The organism is Bradyrhizobium sp., assembly GCF_035309285.1.
Classification (GTDB): Bacteria; Pseudomonadota; Alphaproteobacteria; order Rhizobiales; family Xanthobacteraceae; genus Bradyrhizobium.
On sequence record NZ_DATGFH010000019.1, the window covers coordinates 1 to 2,102 of the forward strand.

At 63.7% G+C, this 2,102-nt stretch carries 2 protein-coding genes and 1 pseudogene; all 3 read right to left on the reverse strand.

Going from position 1 to position 2,102, the window contains the following annotated elements; translation table 11 throughout:
* Positions 1–393: pseudogene (locus VKR55_RS05490) on the reverse strand (lectin); the annotation flags it as partial.
* 150 nt (positions 394–543) lie between these two features.
* Positions 544–1,485 (reverse strand): Tim44 domain-containing protein, encoded by a 942-nt coding sequence (locus tag VKR55_RS05495; RefSeq protein WP_324400524.1) that lies wholly within the window; start codon positions 1,483–1,485, stop codon positions 544–546.
* Positions 1,486–1,719: 234 nt separating this feature from the next.
* On the reverse strand, positions 1,720–2,102 hold a 383-nt coding region (locus VKR55_RS05500), incomplete at its 5' end, for a response regulator (RefSeq protein ID WP_324400526.1).

The following is a 2,102-nucleotide window of genomic DNA, read 5'->3' on the forward strand; positions in this document are numbered from 1 at the left end:
GACTTCACCTTTTTCGGTAAGCGCGGTCTCCTTGGTCAGATTATTGCCCGCGCTGTGAAGGTCGGCGACGTCCTTTGCGATCATCGCACCTTTGACGTTTTGCCACGGCCCCTTGCCGATGCGGTCGCGCGCATTCATGGCGGGCTTGCCGTCGGCGGCCTGGGTCGAGAGGTAGGCGTGCCAGACCTTGGGCGCGCCAAAGCCAGCCGCCTGCGCCAGCGTCTGGCAATGATTGTCGGCGCCGGCCACGCCGCCGAGATTCCCGCCGTTTCCGATGCCATGGCTCGTCAGGAAGAACGTTGTGTTGGCGGATTGCGCCGAAGCGGGCGCAGCCGCGAGAAGTCCGAATGTCAGGGCGGCCGCGACAGGGACAGTCTTCACGGGAAAGCTCATCTGTTCCTCCACTTGGGCTTGCTTTTGTGATTTTGCACGCAGGCACTGCGTTGAACACGCAGCGACAATGCTTATTCCGGCACGGAGCGACCCAAATGAAAAAGGCGCCGCGGAACCGCGACGCCTTTGTTTCCTTACGGCTTTGGAGCATCAATTGGTCTGCTGGATCGCCGAGAGCATCCAGTCGCCGCCGCGCGGCCTCACGAAGGTCCAGACCTCGGTGACCTCGACCGGCTGCTCGCTGCCGCTGATCAATTGGCCGGAGGTCATGTCGACATAGCGGTCGACCATCGAGAAGCGCATCGCGACGCTCGCATAGTCGCTGTCGCCTTCGCGCCAGGCTTCGGCGAGATCACCCTGCAACAGCCGCGTGCCGGACACCTTGTTGACCTGGCCGCGCGCGCGGTTCTGCTGCATGTCTTCGGTGAAGAACGTCACCATCTCCGGCGTCGCTAGCGTCCGCAGCCGGCCGATATCCTCGCTGGAATAGGCGGCCTGAGCCTCGACCAGGATCCGCTCGAAGGCTTCATAGTCGGCGGGCTGGATTTGCAGTGGCGCGCTGGCCGATCCCAGCCCAAAGCCCATGCCGCCGAAATTCGAATTGCTGGTGTTGCCCATGCCGCCCGCGCCGGCATAGGCCGGCCCCGACATCTGGCGACGCTGCCACCACGACATCGCCATCCGTACCAGGAACACGATCAGCAAGATCTGCAAAAGCAGGCCCAGGATCGACGAGAAGCCGCCGATGCCTGAAAACAGCCCGCCGCCGAACAGCATGCCGAACAGGCCGGCGCCAAGGAAGCCCGCCGCGAGACCGCCAAGCAACCCGCCGCGATTGAACAATCCGCGGCCCGTCGGCGAGCTCATGCCGGGGCTGTTCGGCTGACTGAAGGTGCGGTTGAACGGCTGCGCCATGTTGGGGGCCGTGTTGGTCGAGCGCGGCATGGAGAAGGTGCGCGAGCCACGCGAGCCCGACGAGAAGCCGCCGCCGATACGGGCATCGGCGGACGTGACCGCAAGCGTCGGCAGCGCCAGCGACAACACGATGGCGATCGCCTTGACGAACCCGCGGATGCGAGGGGTGAACTTCATGTTGGATCTTCCTAAAAATCCCCGGTGGGGAACCGCCCTTAAGATGGGCAACCGTTACGGAAAGTGAAGCCACCCGCGGGAACCGGCTACTGCGGCGCTCGGTCGCGCTTTACTATCGTCACCCCCGGGGCTTGACCCCGGGGTCCATCGAAAAAGATCACTTTTCCATTGAAGGATGGCCGGGTCGTAGCCCGGCCATGACGAGGGAGAACACTTCGTATATCCCGAACACACCTACTGTGGCGCCATGGTCTCCTTCACCGCCTTGACGAGCTGGGTCAGCGTGAAGGGCTTTGGCAGGAAGGCGAACTGCTCGTTCTCGGGCAGGCTCTTCTCGAAGGCGTCCTCGGCATAGCCGGAGACGAAGATGATTTTCAGATTGGGATTGCGGCCGCGCATCGATTTCAGCAGCGTCGGGCCATCCATCTCCGGCATCACGACGTCGGAGACCACGAGATCGATGGCGCCGTCCTTTTCCTCCAGCGCTTCCATCGCCTCGATGCCGTTGGAGGCCTCGATCACGCTGTAGCCGCGCGACCGCAAGCCGCGCGCGTTCAGCGAGCGCAGGCCCTCCTCGTCCTCGACGAGGAGGATGGTCCCTTGTCCGGTGAGATCGG

Coding starts and splice junctions, on each gene's coding strand:
- VKR55_RS05495 (WP_324400524.1), bottom strand. CDS start 1,485: ATGAAGTTCACCCCTCGCATCCGCGGGTTCGTCAAGGCGATCGCCATC.